We start from the raw sequence: 18888 nt of genomic DNA on the forward strand, positions 1-18888 counted from the left end.
CATGGCCGCGAACTCTACAGCCGGGCCATGTTTGGCGAGTTTGGTCCCATTGAGGTGATCACCCCGCCACCGCCGACCGAGGCCCAGCAACAGGCCATCCTGACGGATAAGCTGCAACAGGCGGCCCGCGCCATGGCGCCGCTGGAGGATGCAGACGCCCTTGGCATCATCAGCGACGCTGAGCGCGAACGGCTCACCGCCTGGCAGCGCTACCGGGTCACCCTCTACCGTCTGCCACAAAGCGATGACTGGCCCACCGAGGTCAGCTGGCCAGAGGCGCCGCAATGAGTTGGACGCAAGGGCCGCTACAGTGGCCGGCCAGTGCCGCCAGCCTGCACCGCCGCGCCCTGGGCGTACTCGGCCAACTGCCCACCACCCAATCCAGCGCCATGGGTCGACTGCAGGGGCTTGCGGCACGCGCCCAGTACCGGCGCCACCCGTTAAGCGAGGCAGCAGCCGCACTGGCGGGCCTGCGCAGTGATCTCGACCGGCTGCTGGTGACCGGCCGCTGCCTCACCGTCACCCCTTACCAACACGGGGTGGGCGAGCAGCAGGGCAACCAGTACCACCTCTCTGCCCCCAAGGCGGTGGCCACCCTGACCGCCAAGCTGCAAGACGGGGCCGACCCGCGCCTGCCCAGCGGCCAGCTGCACGCCCTCGCCTGGCTGGTGACTGGTAACAGCGCCGATGGCCTGGCCCAGCAGCTGGCAATCCTTTGTGCCTTGCTGCCACTGCCCGAGTGGTGCGCGGCTTTGCGCCGCCTCACCGCCAACAACGACACCATGAGCCAGCCCACGGCGGCCAAGGTGCCACGCTGGCGCGCCGATGAGCCGCTGACCTGGTCACCGCTGCGCACGGCCCGCATGGCGCTGGGGGCCGAGCTGGTCCAGCTGGAAAGCCTCGCCCGCGACAGCAAGACCCCGATTGCCAGATTGCAGGCCCTGGCCACCCGCCGCACTGCCCGCCTGGAAACGCTCGCCGAGGCACTGGCCCAGCTGTCCGCACTGTCCGGCATGCTCTGGCACTGGCAGGGCCGGGGGGATGCGGCCAACCTGGCCACCCAGCTCGGCCAAAGTGCGCCCCCTGACCACAGCCAGAGCATGACGGTTGGCGCCCTGCTGCTCTCCCCTTCCCCGCTCACTTTCTGGCAGGAGTTAACCCCATGAGCCAAGCCATGCTGACCCTCGATGGCGAGCCCATCATCATGAAGTCGATGCGGGTGTCTGCATCGATGCAGTTTCAGGACAAGGACCAAAGCGGCCAGACCAGCTCGACCAGCAGCGCCGAACAAGGTGCCAAGGGCAAAGAGATCGACGTCTCCGGCCTGATCCCGTTCAAGGAAGAGCGCATGCTGAGCCGGCTGTTTGAGCTGGCCGATGCCAAGGGGAACGGCGGCAAGCGCCACGTCTACCGGGTCGGGTCGCTCTTGGCCAAATCGGTGAAGGTGCGCCAGGCCAAGTTTGCCGGGCGCATCACCGCGAGCGAACAAGAGGGGCTGCTGGCCTGGCAGGTGCAGTTCACCTTGAAGGAGTTCAACTCGGTACCGGAGAAGCGCGAACAGCGCCTGCCAAAGGCAGCCCCGACCGTGGGCCAGGGCACCGACAACACCAGCGCCGCCAAGGGCGGTGGTGGCAAGGGGGATGGCGAGCCGGATCTCAGCAGCTTCGAGCGCTATGTGCTCAAACCGATGGATGATGTACTGGCATGAAGCTATCGACTTCCCTGACCCTCGCCGGCCAGCCGGTGCACCTGGTCGATCACGATCTGGTGCTGGACCTCAACGCCGGCGGCCGCGCTGCCCTGACCATTGAGGGGACGGCCAGCAAGGGACAGATCTTTACCCTGGACACTGGCTACAACGGCGACCTGCGCCGCTGGTTCACCGGTTATGTGTACGACGTACAGCCCGCAGCCAATGGCGCCAGCAAGCTGCTGTGCCGCGAGCTGGCCGGCGCCTTGGGCACTCGGCTGCCGGTCAGCCAACAACACGCCACCCTGCGCGGCCTGTTGGCCTGGCTGACCGACCAGACCGGGCTGACCTTTCTGCTGCCCCAGGGCTGCGACTACACCGACCGGCCGATCCCCAATTTCACCAGCGCCGGCACCGGCTATCAGCTGCTCGACAACGCCGGCCGCGCCTTTGAGGTGCCGGACTTTGTCTGGTACCAGCAACCCGATGGCGCCATCTTTGTGGGGAGCCACGCCCACAGCCGCTGGGCGGGCAAGGAGGTGACACTCGATCCGGCCTGGTCAGGCCGCCAGGCAGGCGACACCCTGACCCTGTCGCCGGTGCCAGCCATCCGCCCCGGCACCATCATCAACGGCAAGCGGGTGATGCGGGTGCGGCTCAAGGGTGACGAGATGACCCTGACCACCGCCACCCAGGGCAAGACCAGTAAGTCGCCAGAGCGGCGCAAGATAGAGGGAGAGTTCCCGGAGCTGGCGGACAAGATGCACCTGCCCAAGTTCGGGCGGGTCGAGGCCATCAGCGACCAAGCAAGCGCTGGCCAGCTCAATGACCCGTTTCGTCCCCGCTATGCGGTGGACGTGCAACTGCTGGGCGAGGATGGCCAGCCGGACAAGGCCGCGCCCCTTTATCGAGCGGTGCCGCTGCCGGTACAGTTCGGCGGGCAGGAACAGGGCCTGCTGCAGTTCCCCCTCGAAGGGACCTTGGTTGAGCTGGGCTTTGCCTTTGGACGGGCTGACCGCCCCTTTATCCGCACAGTGCTTGGCAGTGGCTGGGCCCTGCCGGACATCACCCCGGGGGAGCAACTGCAGCAACAGCGGGCCGAGGTATTCAGCCGCACCGATACCGTGGGCAACCAGAGCCGCCACACTGACCGGCGCCTGCATGACCGCGCCCTGCTGATGCACCACCAGAGTGACGACTACCTGGGGGAACATGGCCAGCATCGGCTGCAGGTGGACCAACACAGCATTGAGGAGGTGGGCGGGTTAAAGCTCATTGAGGCGCTGGGGGCCATCGAGCTGCTGACCGGTGATGATCTCACCCTGGCGAGTCTCGGCAACATGAGCCTGACCACAGCGGGGGATCTGGTCGAGGTGGTCGGCCAGCTGCGCCGAAGCGTTGCCGGCGAACTGCAACACCTGGAGGCGCCCCGTTCGTGGATGGGCACAGATGGTGTGAACATCTTCCGGCTGCTGCTGCAGCTGATGAACGTGGTGGAGCAGCTCGCCGCTGCCACTGCCAGCCACACCCACGGCAGTGGGCCGGTCCCTGGTAACAGCGGGGCCATGACAGGGCATGGCCAGCAGGCCAAGCAGCTGTCCAGCCAGCTATCCCCCATCATCGAGTAAGTCACCAAGCGAAGAAGGCCCCACAATGTGGGGCCTTCTTCTATCTGCCTGACAGCGCCTGAGCATGGCCAGGGAATGGCGCCGCATGAAGAGGCAACCATCTGGCAGCGCTGCATCATACGTGAATCCTGCACGAGCTCACAGCCTGCCAGCGCATCGCGACGACGCCCACCGCCGCGTCTGCGTCACGGAAACCGCGCTCTTCCGCTCCCGCCTGCGCGCCGCATCAATAAAATTTTTTGCAAAAGTGGATTACCGCAAAACCATACGCCCAGACCGCGCCAGATAAAGGATCTGAGGCAAGGTTAGGATCTGCAAAGAAGGATCCTTTTTGCGGTTTTTTACAGTCTGGAGGGGCTCTGGATAGCCGTGCTGAAAACGTAACCTATTGAATATATTGGGATGATCGTACTTTCCGTGGGAATTTGAATGATCGGGAAGGATCTCGTTTGCTGCTGAAAATAGCGATAAGGCGTTTTATTTCAGATAGTTACGTGTTGCAAGAGCTAATCTGATAACTGAAATTTTGAAAATGCAACACTACCTTGATGCACTAGTTGGCTTACCCTGCGGGAAATAAGCTTTTTCTGTCAACCAGCTTGAGTTTTGTTCTCATCCGAACCTGTGGCAGACTGCCGGCTCACAAAAAGAACTGACTAAAAATCGGGGGAGCCATGGCGGCCAAGAACATCAATGAGCTGAATCTAGACGAGTTTGTCAGGATACAGGGCCCAGATAAAGGAAGCACCAGAGACGGCAGTCGTGTCACGGTAGGAAGAGCTGGCGATCGCGACAGCTGCGTGAAACTGGTAGACGGCAAACTACAGGTAACAGGTTCTGACGAATTTCGTCGCACCATTGAGGAAGCCTACAAAGCCAAGCAAACCCCATCGAGCGGGTTTGGCCACTCCCCTACACCGTCACCTAAACCAGAACCTGAGCCAACAGTGAGTAAGCTGATGCCCAAGACTCAGGAACCGCCACTCGAAGTCTTTGATGTCGGGTACTACTGGAATGAATTCCACCAAAGCAAAGATGCTATCTATAAGATGCTGTATGGCTCAGGTATGAACTTTCAGCAACAGTCGCTGTTTAAGCGACACAACGAACACCTGCAAGACATGGTACTGCCAGGAGAAATTGTAATTCTGGCTAATAACCCTAAAACATTGGCAGAGAAAGACAGGCTGATCCTACTTAAGACACAAGCTAAAGCAGCAAGCAAAGCCCTGCAGAAATTAACCCCAGAAGAAGCGGCAACTCTCAAGCGACACTTTGACATATTTGACTGGATTGCAGCTCATGACCTGAGCACCACATCAGCAACATTTGGAGCCATTAGCACTGCGGCATCCAAAAAGTTGGAGCAAGTACAAAATGTTCTCAAAGAACTCAACACCCTGTATGTCGTTCATGCCGGTAGTAGCAAAGGGAAGCCATTCCCACCTGAGTTTTTCCTACAAAGACAAATACTATTCAGTAAGCTAGATGGCTACCTTTCGAAACTAGCCATATCTGGGGTCAGTATTTCAGATTACAGCACACTAAAAGGGCGCTTAGGACTGTCCACAAAATCGGTGCTTCATAACTGGCGCACCGTATCACGCAATGGAGAGGTCCCCGCTCTTGGTGATCGAATTGCCCATATGAGTAAGTTTGTTGCAGGTGCAAACCGGATTGGATATGTCAGTATCGGGCTTGATGCAGCGACAGGATTAACCAAAATTCATCACGCATGTACTGAAGGCATTCAGTGCCAAAAGACAACAGCTCGTGAAATTGGCCGTTTCAGTGGTGCTATTGGGGGGGGTATCTGGGGAGCAGAGGTAGGAGGGACGATCGCAATCGGCGTTGCTAGCGGTGTTGCCATCGCCTTTGGCGTTGTTCTATCTGCCCCTGTTATCGCAGTAATTGGTATCGGTGGTGCAGTAGCTGGCGGATTTTATGCTGGCGATAAATTCAGTGAAATGGGAGCTCAGGTTGGCGAAGTGCTTTCTGATACCGCAGATAAAGGCGCGGAAAAAGTTGTGGATGTCTTTTACAAAATGAAAGGTAGCTTTTGATGACTGAAACACTGGAGTTAATCGGGGCGATAAGCAGCCTAATTTTGTTAGGCGTTTTTTTTACTTTACCATTCACACTGTTACTGATGATTTTTATGACCCCAAAGCTAGACCAGTTTATGTCTGATAACCCAAAGTTTGAAAGTCAGTGGTTCGTTAATCGCTTTACAAGATTTCATCGGTATGGGGTCGCACTGATGTTCGATTCAAAACGTTACAAGTGCCCTACCGGACTGCGCTGGCTTGTTGTCCTATCAACCCTGATGAGTTTTGTTTTCTTGGCGGCCTGCCTCGCAACACTCCTTCTTTGAGTCAGTCGTGGTCCAGAACGCAGCCCCAGCAATGTCGGGGCTTTTTAGTTTCTCAATGTGGTCATTTGCGTGAAACCCGTTTGAACAGGGACAGAATGTGGACACTATCAATTTAAAGCCCATTAAAAACAGTGACTTACGAATACAAAAAAGGAGGCCTGAGCCTCCTTTTATCTTTCATAACAGAACCGGATTAAACCAGTGCTGCTTTAGCCTTTTCAACCAGGGCGGTGAAAGCCAACTTGTCGTGAACAGCGATATCGGACAGGATCTTGCGATCGATCTCGATAGAAGCCTTCTTCAGACCGTTGATCAGACGGCTGTAGGACAGACCGTTCTGACGGGCTGCAGCGTTGATACGCGCAATCCACAGCTGACGGAACTGACGCTTTTTCTGGCGACGGTCACGGTAGGCATACTGACCAGCTTTGGTTACCGCTTGTACCGCTACGCGGTAAACACGGGAACGGGCGCCGTAGTAACCTTTGGCGGCTTTCATTACTTTCTTGTGACGAGCTCGAGCAGTCACACCACGTTTAACTCTTGGCATTTTTTACATCCCCCCTTATGCGTACGGCAGACAAGCGACAACACGTTTGTGGTCGGCAGCGGAAACCATGAACTTCGGTCCCAGCTTGCGCTTACGCTTGCTGCTCTTCTTGGTCAGGATGTGACGCAGGTGGTTATGCTTGCACTTGAAGCGACCCGAGCCAGTCTTTTTGAAGCGCTTTGCAGCACCCCGGTTGGTTTTCATCTTCGGCATTTCATACTCCGCATTGTGAGTGACAACAAAATCGCAAGGCGAACCGAATCATGGGCGCGAACCCATGAGTCAATTTCTTGTGGGCCTTAAGATTTCTTCTTGGGTGCGAGGACCATCACAGCTTGACGGCCTTCGACTTTCGGGAACGACTCCACTACGGCCAACTCTTCCAGATCGTTCTTGACGCGCTCCAGCACCTTGATACCAAGATCCTGGTGAGCCATTTCACGACCACGGAAGCGCAGGGTGACCTTAGCCTTGTCCCCGTCTTCTAGAAAGCGAACCAGGTTGCGTAGTTTTACCTGATAGTCGCCTTCGTCAGTACCAGGACGGAATTTGATTTCCTTGACCTGGACGACTTTCTGCTTTTTCTTCTGTTCTTTGGTTGTTTTGCTCTTTTCGTAGAGGAATTTGCCGTAATCCATGATGCGGCAAACGGGCGGTTCAGCGTTAGGACTGATCTCGACCAGATCTACTCCAGCCTCAAGGGCCAAGTTCAGTGCATCATGGATCTCGACGACACCCAAAGGCTCTCCGTCAATACCAGTGAGACGAACTTCTTTCAGACGAATCTCGGTATTGATCCGGTGAGCGCGGGCTTGCGGTTGCTTGCCCAGTTTTTTTCCGCCTTTTATAGCTTATTCCTCCACTTTCTTTTGTCCGCGGGTCTGAACTTCCTGGGTCAACAGAGCAACTAGCTCTTCAACAGGATAAGTGCCCAGGTCAGCCCCTTTACGAGTCCGTACTGCAATCTTACCGGCTTCAACTTCTTTATCGCCGCAGACCAGCATGAAAGGTACTCGCTTCAAAGTATGCTCGCGGATTTTAAAGCCAATCTTCTCATTTCTCAAGTCCGCTTTTGCGCGAAGACCCGCATCATTCAATGCTTTGGCTACTTTTACCGCATAATCGGCCTGATTATCTGTGATATTCATGACCACAGCCTGAGTCGGAGCCAACCAAGTCGGGAACAGTCCGGCGTACTCTTCGGTCAGAATACCGATGAAACGCTCGAGTGAACCCAGAATGGCCCGGTGGATCATCACCGGTACGTGGCGTTCGTTGTCTTCACCCACATACGTGGCACCCAGACGTCCAGGCAGGGCAAAGTCGAGCTGCACGGTACCACACTGCCAAGCACGATCAAGGCAATCATGCAGGGTAAATTCGATTTTGGGACCGTAGAAAGCCCCCTCGCCCGGCTGCAGATCGTATTTCAGACCGTTCAGCACCAGGGCTTCGGCCAAGGCGGCCTCGGCGCGATCCCAGGCTTCATCGGAACCGATACGTTGCTCAGGACGGGTTGAGAGCTTGACCACGATATTTTCAAAACCAAAGGTACCGTAGACGTCATAGACCATACGGATACAGGCAGACACCTCTTCCATGATCTGCTCTTCGGTACAGAAGATGTGGGCGTCATCCTGAGTAAAACCACGCACCCGCATCAGACCATGCAGGGAACCGGACGGCTCGTTGCGGTGGCAGGAGCCGAACTCGGCCATGCGCAGCGGCAGATCGCGGTAGGACTTCAGACCTTGGTTGAAGATCTGCACGTGACCCGGGCAGTTCATCGGCTTGATGGCGTATTCGCGGTTTTCGGACTGGGTGGTGAACATGGCCTGGGCATACTTCTCCCAGTGGCCTGAACGCTCCCACAGCACCCTGTCCATCATGAAGGGACCCTTCACTTCCTGATAGTCGTACTCTTTGAGCTTGCCACGGATGAAGGTTTCCAGCTCACGGAAGATGGTCCAGCCATCGTTGTGCCAGAACACCATGCCAGGCGCTTCTTCCTGCATGTGATACAGGTCGAGCTGCTTGCCTATCTTGCGGTGGTCGCGCTTGGACGCCTCTTCCAGACGCTGCAGGTAGCCTTTGAGCTGCTTCTTGTCAGCCCAGGCAGTGCCGTAAATGCGCTGCAGCATCTTGTTGTTGGAATCGCCACGCCAGTAGGCGCCAGACATTTTCTGCAATTTGAAGTGGTGGCAGTGACGCATGTTGGGCACGTGCGGGCCACGACACATATCGACGTACTCTTCGTGATGATACAGACCTGGCTGGTCATCACGGGCAATATTCTGATCCAGGATCTCGACCTTGTAAGTCTCGCCACGGGCTTCGAACACGTCGCGCGCTTCCTGCCAGGAGACTTTTTTCTTGATGACGTCGTAATCCTTGGCGGCCAGCGCCAGCATGCGCTCTTCCAGGGCAGCCAGATCGTCGTCGGTCAGGGTGCGATCCAGATCGATGTCGTAGTAGAAACCGTTATCGATGACAGGACCGATGGCCATCTTGGTCTGGGGCCAGAGTTGCTTGATGGCATGACCCAGCAGGTGAGCACAGGAGTGGCGCAGTATGTCCAGACCTTCTTCGTCTTTGGCGGTGATGATGGCCAGGGAGGCATCGGCTTCAATGAGCTCGCAGGCATCCACCAGTTCACCGTTTACCCGACCGGCAATGCACGCCTTGGCGAGACCCGGACCTATGTCCGCGGCCACGTCCATGACGGAAACGGAGTGGGCAAATTGACGTTGGCTGCCGTCAGGCAGAGTAATGATTGGCATTGTGTGTTTCCTTATACAGTGGTGCCCCCTACCAAAGGGCACATGCGGGATGGAAAAAATCATTCAAAAAGGGTGATGTTCTGGCTCTCTACAGCACTTTGCAGAGGTGCACTGCGACGCAAACAGCTTGCTTAACGGCACAAGGCAAACCAAAAACCGGACCATGCTACCAGAAGTAGGCGGGGCTGTATCGAGTTTGGTGAGATTTTCTACAACCAAATGAATCGCTTGCCAGTCACTCACCCAGCAGGGGTTGCCAGTTGAAATCGAAGGTACTGCTCCCCTCCTCGGCCAGGGCGAGCTCCTCCAACACCTTCAATGCAAGCTTGTTGCCCTTCTGCGAAGCCTGATAGAGCCACTGCTTGGCCTGGGGCAGATCGACCCGACCACTCACCCCCATCAGGTGCAGCACACCGACTTTGAGCATGGCGGGCACGTCACCGTTGCGGGCCGCCAGCTCCATCCAGTGAAATGCCTCCCGCAGGTCCCGCTTCACCCCGGCGCCGCGCAGATAGACCTCCGCCAGCCGGTATTGGCCAAAAGCGTCTCCGGCCTGCGCCGACTGGCGATAAAGGCTGATGGCTTGCTCCATGTCCTGCGCTGTGCCCTGCCCCACCTCGTGGCTCCAACCCATCATCGCCTGAGCCCGGGGGATCCCCTCCTCGGCCAGCGGTTGCCAGATCTTTATCGCCGTCTCGAACTGGCCGCTACGCCAGGCTCGATTGGCCGATGCCAGCTCCTGATCGGTGGAGAGCGGGATCAGCCGCCAGATGACCAGGCCAAGTACACCGATAAACAGCCAGCGGGAGACAATGGGTTTCATGATGATTTCCGTGATCCAGTTCGCATTTTGTCTATGTAAACGAAATGTATCAGGGGGATCAAGCAAGAGATCCATTTGTCATGCTGTTTTAAGCAAGGAAGCGATGGCGAGAGCTTGTATTTTGGCACTGAGGCTTGCAAGATAACTGTATATATGAACAGTGTTAGTGTGACGCTATGGCAGGACGAGGCAGTTTCCACAATGTTGATCACCGCTTCAGCGGCCAGCGGGTCGACGCAGTCGATGACGGCTGGGCTCAACCCGAGTGGGAAGCGGCATTTGCCGCCAGTGATCCCCGCACCGAGGTGAAGGAGATAACCGCCCGCAGCATCATCAGTTACAACCGCTCGCCGGATGTGCCCTTTGGTCGCTCCATCAACCCCTATCAGGGCTGCGAACATGGCTGCATCTACTGCTATGCCAGACCGAGTCACGCCTATCTGGAGCTATCCCCCGGTCTCGACTTCGAGACCAGGCTGTTTGCCAAGCTCAATGCCGCCGAGCTGTTGCGCCGGGAGTTTGCCAAACCCGGCTACCAGCCGGACACTATCGTGCTGGGGGCAAATACCGATCCTTACCAGCCCATCGAGCATCACTATCGCCTCACCCGCAAATTGCTGGAAGTGATGCAGGCCCATCGCCATCCGGTCGGTATCATCACCAAGAGCGCCATGATATTGCGCGACCTCGATCTGCTGGCCGAACTGGCTCGGGAGGGACTCTGTCAGGTGATGGTGTCGGTGACGACATTAAATGAAACCTTGCGCCGTCAGCTGGAACCCAGGGCCAGCACAGGCACGGGTCGGCTCAAGGTGATTGAAAAGCTGGCACAGGCAGGAGTACCGGTCGGCGTGCTGGCGGCGCCCATGATCCCGCGCCTCAACGAACCTGAGCTCGAGCAGATCATCAAGGCGGCAGCCGAAGCCGGTGCCCAGAGCGCCGACTACATACTGCTGCGATTGCCCCACGAGCTAACCACACTGTTCAGCGACTGGCTGGAAGAGCACTACCCCGGCCAGAAGGAGGCCATCCTGAACCAGCTGCGAGCCAGTCGGGATGGCAGGCTCAACAGCCCCGCCTTTGGCGCCCGCATGCGCGGTGAGGGCCAGTTTGCGGACTTGCTCGCCCAGCGCTTTCGGCTCATCAACAAGCGTTTGGGCTTGGGCAAGCGCCATCTTCAGCTGCAGCGGGACGGCTTTATCCGCCCGGGTGAACAACTGCGGCTCTTCTGATCACCCCGACAGCATCAGCAAGGATCACAACGCCTCCCCTTAATCGGCGCACCACAAGGTGAACCATGCCGACAAGCAGGGCATCAACCCCTTGGCCGAGGCGCGTACGTGCCCTTACCCTGTGCAGTCAATTCGGCGGGCAGTCGTGCAGGCTCATGGGCCACTTCATCCTCATGCGCCTCTGTCAGCGATCCTTGCTGATGTTCGCCCCATACCCGGCTCCACCAGATCTCCCACATTACCCAGCTAGTCATAAGATGCTCCTGTTGATGGATGCAGGCGCCAGGCCCGCTTGGCATGCTTGTTGAGTACAAGGGGCAGCTTGGCCCCGCCCAATGACAGCGAGATGACACCAGCATGAAGGATTTGGGGTAAATTGAGGGAGTGCGGTAATGCAGAGGAATCAAAGCGGGCCCAATCAGCTGGCTCCCAGAGGCGGATGTAAAAGCAGCAGCAAGGCACAAAACAGCAATAAAAAGAGCGACCCAAGGGTCGCTCTTTTAACACTTCAGTTATCAGGAATAATCAGGGGGGGGTGGCAAAGGTTGATTGTAACCTGAGCACTCGCAATGGCGATATCGCCTTTCCTTTTTCCCATCAATAGCAGTTTCAGTGCCTTCAGACACCTCACCGTCAATGGCCATGACGTCGTTCTCTTCCTCATCGCTCTCGGCAATGCGCTGCAGGCCAACCACGGTTTCATCTTCACCGGTACGGATCAGACGAACACCACCTGTGTTGCGGCCTATGATGCTCACTTCGGAGACACGAGTACGTACCAGGGTGCCGCCATTGGTGATAAGCATGATCTGGTCGGTATCGTCGACCTGGATCGCATCGATCACCTTGCCGTTACGCTCGTCCACCTTGATGGAGCGAACGCCCTGAGTACCACGGCTCTTGGTCGGGTACTCGGTCAGCGCGGTACGCTTGCCGTAACCGTTCTCGGTCGCTGTCAGGATGGCGCCCTCGCCACGGGGGACGATCAGGGAAACCACCTTGTCGCCGTTGAGCAGACGGATACCGCGTACCCCACCGGCGGTACGGCCCATGGGACGCACACCCTTGAAGGTACCCTTGCTTTCGGTACTCTCGCTGCCATCATCGTCGTTGCCAGCGTCAATGACACTCTCGTCATACCCGTCGACATCATCGCTGACATCAGCATCGGCTGCATCGGCGCGGCCGCTACCTTCATTGAAGCGAACCACCTTGCCCGCATCGGAGAACAGCATGATCTCGTTGCTGCCATCTGTGATGTCCACCCCGATCAACTCATCACCCTCTTTGAGGTTGATGGCACGAATACCGGAGGAAAGCGGACGGCTGAACGCAGACAGGCTGGTTTTCTTCACGGTACCATCAGCGGTAGCGAAGAAGACGTACTTGTCGTCGGCATACTCTTTGACCGGCAGGATGGCGGTGATACGTTCACCCTCTTCCAGCGGCAGCAAGTTGATGATCGGACGACCACGGGCGCCACGGGACGCCTCCGGCAGCTGATACACCTTCAGCCAGTAGACCTTGCCACGGGTGGAGAAGCACAGAATGGTGTCATGGGTGTTGGCCACCAGCAGACGTTCCACAAAGTCCTCTTCCTTGATCCGGGTGGCCGACTTGCCACGACCACCGCGGCGCTGGGCCTCGTAGTCGGTGATCGGCTGGTATTTCACGTAACCCTGGTGAGACAGGGTAACCACCACGTCTTCCGGCGTGATCAAATCTTCGATGTTGATCTCGGCGCTGGAGGCGCTGATCTCGGTGCGACGTTCGTCGCCATACTGCTCGCGCACGGCCAGCAGTTCATCGCGGATCACTTCCATCAACCGTTCCGGGCTTGCCAGGATGAACAGCAGCTCGGCAATCAGATCCAGCAGAGATTGATACTCTTCCAGGATCTTGCCGTGCTCGAGGCCGGTCAACTTGTGCAGACGCAGGTCAAGGATGGCCTGGGCTTGCTGCTCGGTCAGGAAATATTGACCTTCACGGATGCCGAATTCCGGCTCCAGCCACTCGGGGCGGGCCGCGTCGTCGCCTGCTTTTTCCAGCATGGCGGCCACGTTGCCGAGCTCCCAACCGCGGGCAACCAGTTTGGCTTTGGCGTCTGCGGGCGTATCGGAGTGACGGATCAGCTCTATGATGGGGTCGATGTTGGCCAGCGCGACGGCCAGACCTTCAAGGATGTGAGCCCGATCCCGCGCCTTGCGCAGCTCGAACACGGTCCGGCGGGTCACGACCTCACGGCGGTGCAGCAGGAACGCATCCAGAATGTCTTTAAGGTTCATCACCTTGGGCTGGTTGTTATCGAGCGCCACCATGTTGATGCCGAACGTGGTCTGCAGCTGGGTGTGCTTGTAGAGATTGTTCAGCACAATCTCGCCAGACTCGCCACGTTTGATCTCGATAACGATGCGCATGCCGTCTTTATCAGACTCATCGCGCAGGGCACTGATGCCCTCGACCTTCTTCTCTTTGACCAGCTCGGCGATCTTCTCGATCAACCGCGCCTTGTTCACCTGATAAGGCAGCTCGTGAACGATGATGGTCTCGCGACTGGTCTTGTCGTCCACTTCCACTTCGGCTTTGGCACGCACATAGACGGAGCCACGACCGGTACGGTAGGCCTGCACTATGCCAGCACGACCGTTGATGATAGCGCCGGTGGGGAAATCAGGCCCTGTGATGTAGGTCATCAACTCATCGATGGTGAGATTGCCATTCTCGATAAGCGCCAGACAACCGTTCACTATCTCGGTGAGGTTGTGAGGAGGAATGTTGGTCGCCATGCCCACCGCGATACCGGATGAACCGTTGACCAGCAGGTTGGGCACCTTGGTGGGCATGACAGCCGGGATCATCTCGGTGCCATCATAGTTGGGCACCCAATCCACGGTTTCTTTGTCCAGATCGGCCAGCAGCTCGTGGGAGATGCGGGCCATCCGCACTTCGGTGTAACGCATGGCGGCGGCGCTGTCGCCGTCGACCGAACCGAAGTTGCCCTGACCATCGACCAGCATGTAACGCATGGAGAAATCCTGCGCCAAGCGGACAATGGTGTCATACACGGCACTGTCGCCGTGCGGGTGGTATTTACCAATTACGTCACCGACCACACGGGCCGATTTTTTATAGGGCTTGTTCCAGTCGTTCCCCAACTCGTTCATAGCAAACAGAACGCGGCGGTGAACCGGTTTCAAGCCATCACGCACATCCGGCAGAGCTCGTCCTACGATCACGCTCATGGCGTAATCAAGATAGGAACTCTTGAGCTCTTCTTCGATGTTGATCGGCGTGATCTCTCTGGCCAGATCGCTCATAGAAAGCCTTAATCCCTAATTAGTTGTTCTTTGGCTTAAACAGCGCGCCATGGTAACACACTGAGCCAAATACCTTAAGCCACAAATCCGGCTAACAAGTCGGGCTGGTGTGACAAAGTGTCTCCGTTATAATGCCCGCCAGGACAATAGATTGCGCCCGAGTCTTGCTACCTGCGCGCCCTGCCACAGGATCCACAAAATATGAATAGTGATGCCAATGTCGATCTGACAGAAATCGCCAAATTTGAAGCTATTGCCTCCCGCTGGTGGGACATGGAGGGCGAATTCAAGCCACTGCATCAAATCAATCCGGTGCGCCTTGACTGGATCACCGACAAGAGCGGCGGCCTGTTTGGCAAACGCATCCTCGACATCGGCTGCGGTGGCGGCATTCTCTCCGAGAGCATGGCCCGTCGGGGGGCTCACGTCACCGGCATCGACATGGGCAAGGAACCGCTCGGGGTCGCCCGCCTGCACGCCCTGGAACAAGGGGTGGAACTCCAATACCAGCAGATGACGGCGGAGGAGCACGCAGACCAGGCCCCTGGCCAGTATGACGTGGTTACTTGCATGGAGATGCTGGAGCATGTGCCGGATCCGGCTTCGGTGCTGCGCGCCATCGCCACCCTGGTGCGCCCAGGCGGACGGGTGTTCGTCTCCACCATCAACCGCAATCCGAAAGCCTATCTGATGATGATCATCGGCGCCGAATACCTGATGAAGATGGTTCCCAAAGGGACCCACGATCACAAGAAGTTCATTACCCCCGCCGAGCTGTGTCGCATGGGTGAAGCAGCGGGCCTCTTGGTACGGGACATGAGCGGGGTGCACTACGCGCCGCTCTCCAACCAGTTCAAGCTTGGCAAAAATGTCGACGTCAACTACATGGTGGAGTTCATCCGCCCGGAGCATGGCTGATGATCGATAACAAGCCGGTACCGCTGCGCTGTGTGCTGTTTGACCTGGATGGCACCTTGCTCGATACGGCGCCGGACTTGGGCGCCGCCGTCAACCATGTGCTGGTGAGCGAAGGCTTTGCGCCGCTCTCTGACGTCATTATCCGCCAGACCACCTCCCACGGAGCGCTCGGCTTGCTCAAAGCCGGGCTTGGCGACGAGCTGCTCGAGGAGCTGGGGGCCACTCGCCTGCGCACCGCCCTGCTCGACTACTACGCGGCGAACCTCTGTGTCGGCACTCGACCCTATGAGGGGATGGTGAATCTCATCGAGTGGCTGGACGAGAAAAAACTGCCCTGGGGCATAGTCACCAACAAGCCGGGCTTTCTCACCGAACCGCTGCTGGCCGCCTTGCCCGAGCTTGCCAGTTGCGGCGTGACTGTGAGTGCCGACACCCTGCCGGTGCGCAAGCCCGACCCTGCCCCCATGTACTTTGCCTGTGAACAGTTGGGGGTCGACGCCGCCCACTGCCTCTATGTGGGGGATCATGTGCGTGACATAGAGGCGGGCCGCAATGCGGGCATGCGCACCGCCGTCGCGGGCTGGGGTTATCTGAGTGATGACGAGGATCCCGCCGACTGGGGCGCGGATCTGCACTTCGATACCGTGCAGGCTCTGCACCACTGGCTGCGTTACGAGCTGAGCTAATCCTGTTTGCCGCCAGACAGCCAGATTGATGGATAATAAAGGCAGCTTTATCGCCAATCGGTGGCCAGATGAGCACGATTGGCGACCGTTGCAGGCACAAGGATGAGACCAGGGGAGGTCCGGATTGATCTCCCTTTTTTACGGTTTGGCAACCGCCAACAGACTGGGACAGGACACCTTTTGACCCTTGCTGCACAAGGGATAACCAGACTGAATTTGCTAGTAAAAACACCCCGTTTTCGCAAGCAAAAAAAGTTATTTAAATTTTCCATGTTCGATCATCAGACTTGCATTTACCGGATCGGACGCATGAAAACCCACTCACTGTGAGCGTCCACTAACATGGGTCTCGACACCCACAATTTATCCACAGCTAATGCCTTATCCACAGATTGCAAAGCGGGGGCGACCTCACTATCTTGTAGCTCGAACTCAAAATAACACTATATCTTGTGATTCATCGTACAATACGCCCCCACCTCCCGCAGCCATTCACGGCGCCGAGGCCAGCGCAGTGCGATGGTTTTTCGGGAATCAACTGAAGGTCATCAGCCAATGAACTTGTTTGTGACGAAGCGTAACGGCCACAAAGAACCCATCGATCTGGATAAAATTCACCGCGTGCTGGATTGGGCCGCCGAAGGGCTCGACAACGTGTCGGTCTCCCAGGTGGAACTCAAGTCCCACATCCAGTTCTATGACGGTATCCGTACCGCCGATATCCACGAAACCGTCATCAAGGCCACTGCTGACCTGATCTCCGAGCAAAGTCCGGATTACCAGTACATGGCTGCCCGTCTGGCCATCTTCCACCTGCGCAAGAAAGCCTACGGCCAGTTCGAGCCGCCCCACCTCTACCAGCACGTCGCCCGTCTGGTAGACATGGGCAAATATGACAAGCACCTGCTGACCGACTACACCCAGGCCGAATTCGAGGAGCTCAACGAGCACCTGGATCACTGGCGTGACATGAACTTCTCCTACGCCGCCGTCAAGCAGCTGGAAGGCAAGTACCTGGTGCAGAACCGCGTCACCGGCGAGATCTACGAGAGCCCGCAGTTTCTCTACATACTGGTAGCGGCCTGCCTCTTCTCCAAGTATCCGAAAGATACCCGTCTGAGCTACATCAAGCGTTTCTATGATGCGGTTTCGACCTTCAAAATTTCGCTGCCGACCCCCATCATGAGCGGTGTGCGTACCCCGACCCGTCAGTTCAGCTCCTGCGTGCTGATCGAATGCGATGACAGCCTGGATTCCATCAATGCCACCGCCAGCGCCATCGTCCGTTATGTCTCCCAGCGCGCCGGCATCGGCATCAACGCCGGTCGCATCCGTGGTCTGGGCAGCCCCATCCGTGGCGGCGAAGCCTTCCACACCGGCTGCATCCCCTTCTACAAGTACTTCCAGACTGCGGTCAAATGCTGCTCCCAAGGCGGCGTACGCGGTGGTGCGGCCACCCTCTTCTACCCGCTGTGGCACACCGAAGTGGAAAGCCTGCTGGTCCTGAAAAACAACCGCGGCGTGGAAGAGAACCGGGTCCGTCACATGGACTACGGCGTGCAGATCAACAAGCTGATGTACCAGCGCCTGATCAAGGGCGGCGACATCACCCTGTTCTCCCCGTCCGATGCCCCTGGCCTGTACGATGCTTTCTTTGCGGATCAGGACAAGTTCGAGGCGCTGTACGTCAAATACGAGCAGGATCCGGCCATTCGCAAGAAGACCATCAAGGCGGTCGACCTCTTCTCGCTGATGATGCAGGAGCGCGCAGGCACCGGTCGCATCTACATCCAGAACGTGGATCACTGCAACACCCACAGCCCGTTCGATCCAAGCGTGGCGCCGGTACGCCAGTCCAACCTCTGCCTCGAGATTGCACTGCCCACCAAGCCGCTCAACAACGTGGATGACGAAGAGGGCGAAATTGCCCTGTGCACCCTGTCTGCCTTCAACCTCGGCGCCATCGAGAAGCTGGAAGATCTGGAAGAGATGGCGGATCTGGCCGTGCGCGCCCTGGATGCCCTGCTCGACTATCAGGACTACCCGCTCAAGGCCGCCCAGAAAGGCAGCATGAACCGTCGCACCCTGGGCATTGGCGTCATCAACTACGCCTACTACCTGGCCAAGAACGGCGCCCGCTACTCCGACGGCTCCGGTCTGGCGCTGACCCACCGCACCTTCGAGGCGATCCAGTTCTACCTGCTGAAAGCCTCCGTGCAGCTGGCCCGCGAATTCGGCCCCTGCCCGGCGTTCAACGAGACCACCTATGCCCAGGGCATTTTGCCCATCGATACCTATAAAAAGGATCTCGACAACCTGTGCAACGAGCCGCTGCACCTGGACTGGGAAACCTTGCGTGAAGAGATAAAGACAGTGGGTCTGCGCAACTCCACCCTGACCGCCCTGATGCCGAGCGAGACTTCCAGCCAGATCTCCAACGCCACCAACGGCATAGAGCCGCCGCGCGGCCTGGTCTCGGTCAAGGCCTCCAAGGATGGCATTCTCAAACAGGTGGTGCCCGAGTATCATCGCCTGAAAGATCAATACGAATTGCTCTGGAAGCAACCGAGCGTCGATGGCTATCTGCAGCTGGTCGGTATCATGCAGAAGTTTGTGGATCAGGCGATCTCCGCCAACACCAACTACGACCCCGCCCGTTTCGAAGGCAACAAGGTACCGATGAAGCAGTTGCTCAAGGATCTGCTGACCGCTTACAAATACGGCCTCAAGACCCTCTACTATCACAACACCCGTGATGGGGCAGATGACGCACAAGCCGATATGCAAGATGACGGTTGTGCCGGTGGGGCTTGTAAAATATAAGCCATTGCAAGATCTGACAACCGGGCGGGAGCGACAAGCTCCCGCTCTCCTGTTTATCCATTCAATA

At 57.6% G+C, this 18888-nt stretch carries 17 protein-coding genes; 10 read left to right on the forward strand and 7 right to left on the reverse strand.

Annotated features, from left to right (window positions below):
* From AACX78_RS12810 to AACX78_RS12835, 6 genes are all read left to right on the forward strand, one after another.
* A partial coding sequence (locus AACX78_RS12810; protein ID WP_159166422.1) for a tail fiber assembly protein occupies window positions 1-288 on the forward strand: 288 nt, incomplete at its 5' end.
* Complete coding sequence (locus tag AACX78_RS12815) at window positions 285-1166, forward strand: hypothetical protein (RefSeq protein WP_159166423.1); 882 nt, start codon at window positions 285-287, stop codon at window positions 1164-1166. The genes AACX78_RS12810 and AACX78_RS12815, both read left to right, overlap by 4 nt.
* A complete protein-coding gene (locus AACX78_RS12820) occupies window positions 1163-1708 on the forward strand; it encodes a baseplate complex protein (protein WP_159166424.1) in 546 nt (181 codons plus the stop codon). The genes AACX78_RS12815 and AACX78_RS12820 overlap by 4 nt, the downstream gene beginning before the upstream one ends.
* A complete protein-coding gene (locus AACX78_RS12825) occupies window positions 1705-3318 on the forward strand; it encodes a hypothetical protein (RefSeq protein ID WP_159166425.1) in 1614 nt (537 codons plus the stop codon). Before AACX78_RS12820 ends, AACX78_RS12825 begins: the two co-directional genes overlap by 4 nt.
* 674 nt (window positions 3319-3992) lie before the next feature.
* Window positions 3993-5381 carry a hypothetical protein gene (locus AACX78_RS12830; RefSeq protein ID WP_159166426.1) on the forward strand — a complete coding sequence of 463 codons (1389 nt, stop codon included), beginning with the start codon at window positions 3993-3995 and terminating at the stop codon, window positions 5379-5381.
* Window positions 5381-5692, forward strand: a complete 312-nt coding sequence (locus AACX78_RS12835) for a hypothetical protein (RefSeq protein WP_159166427.1) — start codon at window positions 5381-5383, stop codon at window positions 5690-5692. Before AACX78_RS12830 ends, AACX78_RS12835 begins: the two co-directional genes overlap by 1 nt.
* 193 nt (window positions 5693-5885) lie before the next feature.
* Here AACX78_RS12835 and rplT read toward each other — a convergent pair whose 3' ends face one another.
* The 5 genes from rplT to AACX78_RS12860 all read right to left on the reverse strand — a co-directional run bounded on the left by rplT (window position 5886) and on the right by AACX78_RS12860 (window position 9845).
* Window positions 5886-6242 (reverse strand): 50S ribosomal protein L20, encoded by a 357-nt coding sequence (gene rplT, locus AACX78_RS12840; protein ID WP_005300683.1) that lies wholly within the window; start codon window positions 6240-6242, stop codon window positions 5886-5888.
* Window positions 6243-6257: 15 nt separating this feature from the next.
* A complete protein-coding gene (gene rpmI / locus AACX78_RS12845; protein WP_005315535.1) occupies window positions 6258-6455 on the reverse strand; it encodes a 50S ribosomal protein L35 in 198 nt (65 codons plus the stop codon).
* A gap of 86 nt (window positions 6456-6541) precedes the next feature.
* The gene (gene infC / locus AACX78_RS12850) at window positions 6542-7090 is read right to left on the reverse strand and encodes a translation initiation factor IF-3 (RefSeq protein WP_011898682.1); all 549 of its coding nucleotides are present in this window, start codon (window positions 7088-7090) and stop codon (window positions 6542-6544) included.
* A 3-nt stretch (window positions 7091-7093) separates the two neighbouring features.
* Entirely contained in the window at window positions 7094-9022 is a 1929-nt protein-coding gene (gene thrS, locus AACX78_RS12855; RefSeq protein WP_021138702.1) for a threonine--tRNA ligase, read from the reverse strand.
* A 235-nt stretch (window positions 9023-9257) separates the two neighbouring features.
* Window positions 9258-9845 (reverse strand): tetratricopeptide repeat protein, encoded by a 588-nt coding sequence (locus AACX78_RS12860; protein ID WP_201302845.1) that lies wholly within the window; start codon window positions 9843-9845, stop codon window positions 9258-9260.
* Window positions 9846-10021: 176 nt separating this feature from the next.
* On the opposite strand from AACX78_RS12860, the gene AACX78_RS12865 reads away from it, so the two are divergent.
* Window positions 10022-11077: a PA0069 family radical SAM protein gene (locus AACX78_RS12865; protein ID WP_159166428.1), complete on the forward strand. Its 1056-nt coding sequence runs from the start codon at window positions 10022-10024 to the stop codon at window positions 11075-11077.
* 83 nt (window positions 11078-11160) lie between these two features.
* Here AACX78_RS12865 and AACX78_RS12870 read toward each other — a convergent pair whose 3' ends face one another.
* Window positions 11161-11331: a hypothetical protein gene (locus tag AACX78_RS12870; protein ID WP_201302846.1), complete on the reverse strand. Its 171-nt coding sequence runs from the start codon at window positions 11329-11331 to the stop codon at window positions 11161-11163.
* Between the two features lie 261 nt (window positions 11332-11592).
* Entirely contained in the window at window positions 11593-14394 is a 2802-nt protein-coding gene (gene gyrA, locus AACX78_RS12875) for a DNA topoisomerase (ATP-hydrolyzing) subunit A (RefSeq protein WP_236556329.1), read from the reverse strand.
* Between the two features lie 201 nt (window positions 14395-14595).
* Between gyrA and ubiG the strand changes: the two genes are divergently transcribed.
* The 3 genes from ubiG (at window position 14596) to nrdA (ending at window position 18821) form a co-directional block, all read left to right on the forward strand.
* On the forward strand, window positions 14596-15312 hold the full coding sequence (ubiG, locus tag AACX78_RS12880) for a bifunctional 2-polyprenyl-6-hydroxyphenol methylase/3-demethylubiquinol 3-O-methyltransferase UbiG (protein WP_159166429.1): 717 nt from the start codon (window positions 14596-14598) through the stop codon (window positions 15310-15312).
* Window positions 15312-15998: an HAD family hydrolase gene (locus AACX78_RS12885; protein ID WP_159166430.1), complete on the forward strand. Its 687-nt coding sequence runs from the start codon at window positions 15312-15314 to the stop codon at window positions 15996-15998. The genes ubiG and AACX78_RS12885 overlap by 1 nt, the downstream gene beginning before the upstream one ends.
* Before the next feature lie 555 nt (window positions 15999-16553).
* The gene (nrdA, locus tag AACX78_RS12890) at window positions 16554-18821 is read left to right on the forward strand and encodes a class 1a ribonucleoside-diphosphate reductase subunit alpha (protein WP_017411669.1); all 2268 of its coding nucleotides are present in this window, start codon (window positions 16554-16556) and stop codon (window positions 18819-18821) included.
* The last annotated feature ends 67 nt before the right edge of the window (window positions 18822-18888 follow it).

It is taken from the genome of Aeromonas sp. 9A, assembly GCF_963900955.1.
Taxonomy (GTDB): domain Bacteria; phylum Pseudomonadota; class Gammaproteobacteria; order Enterobacterales; family Aeromonadaceae; genus Aeromonas; species Aeromonas salmonicida.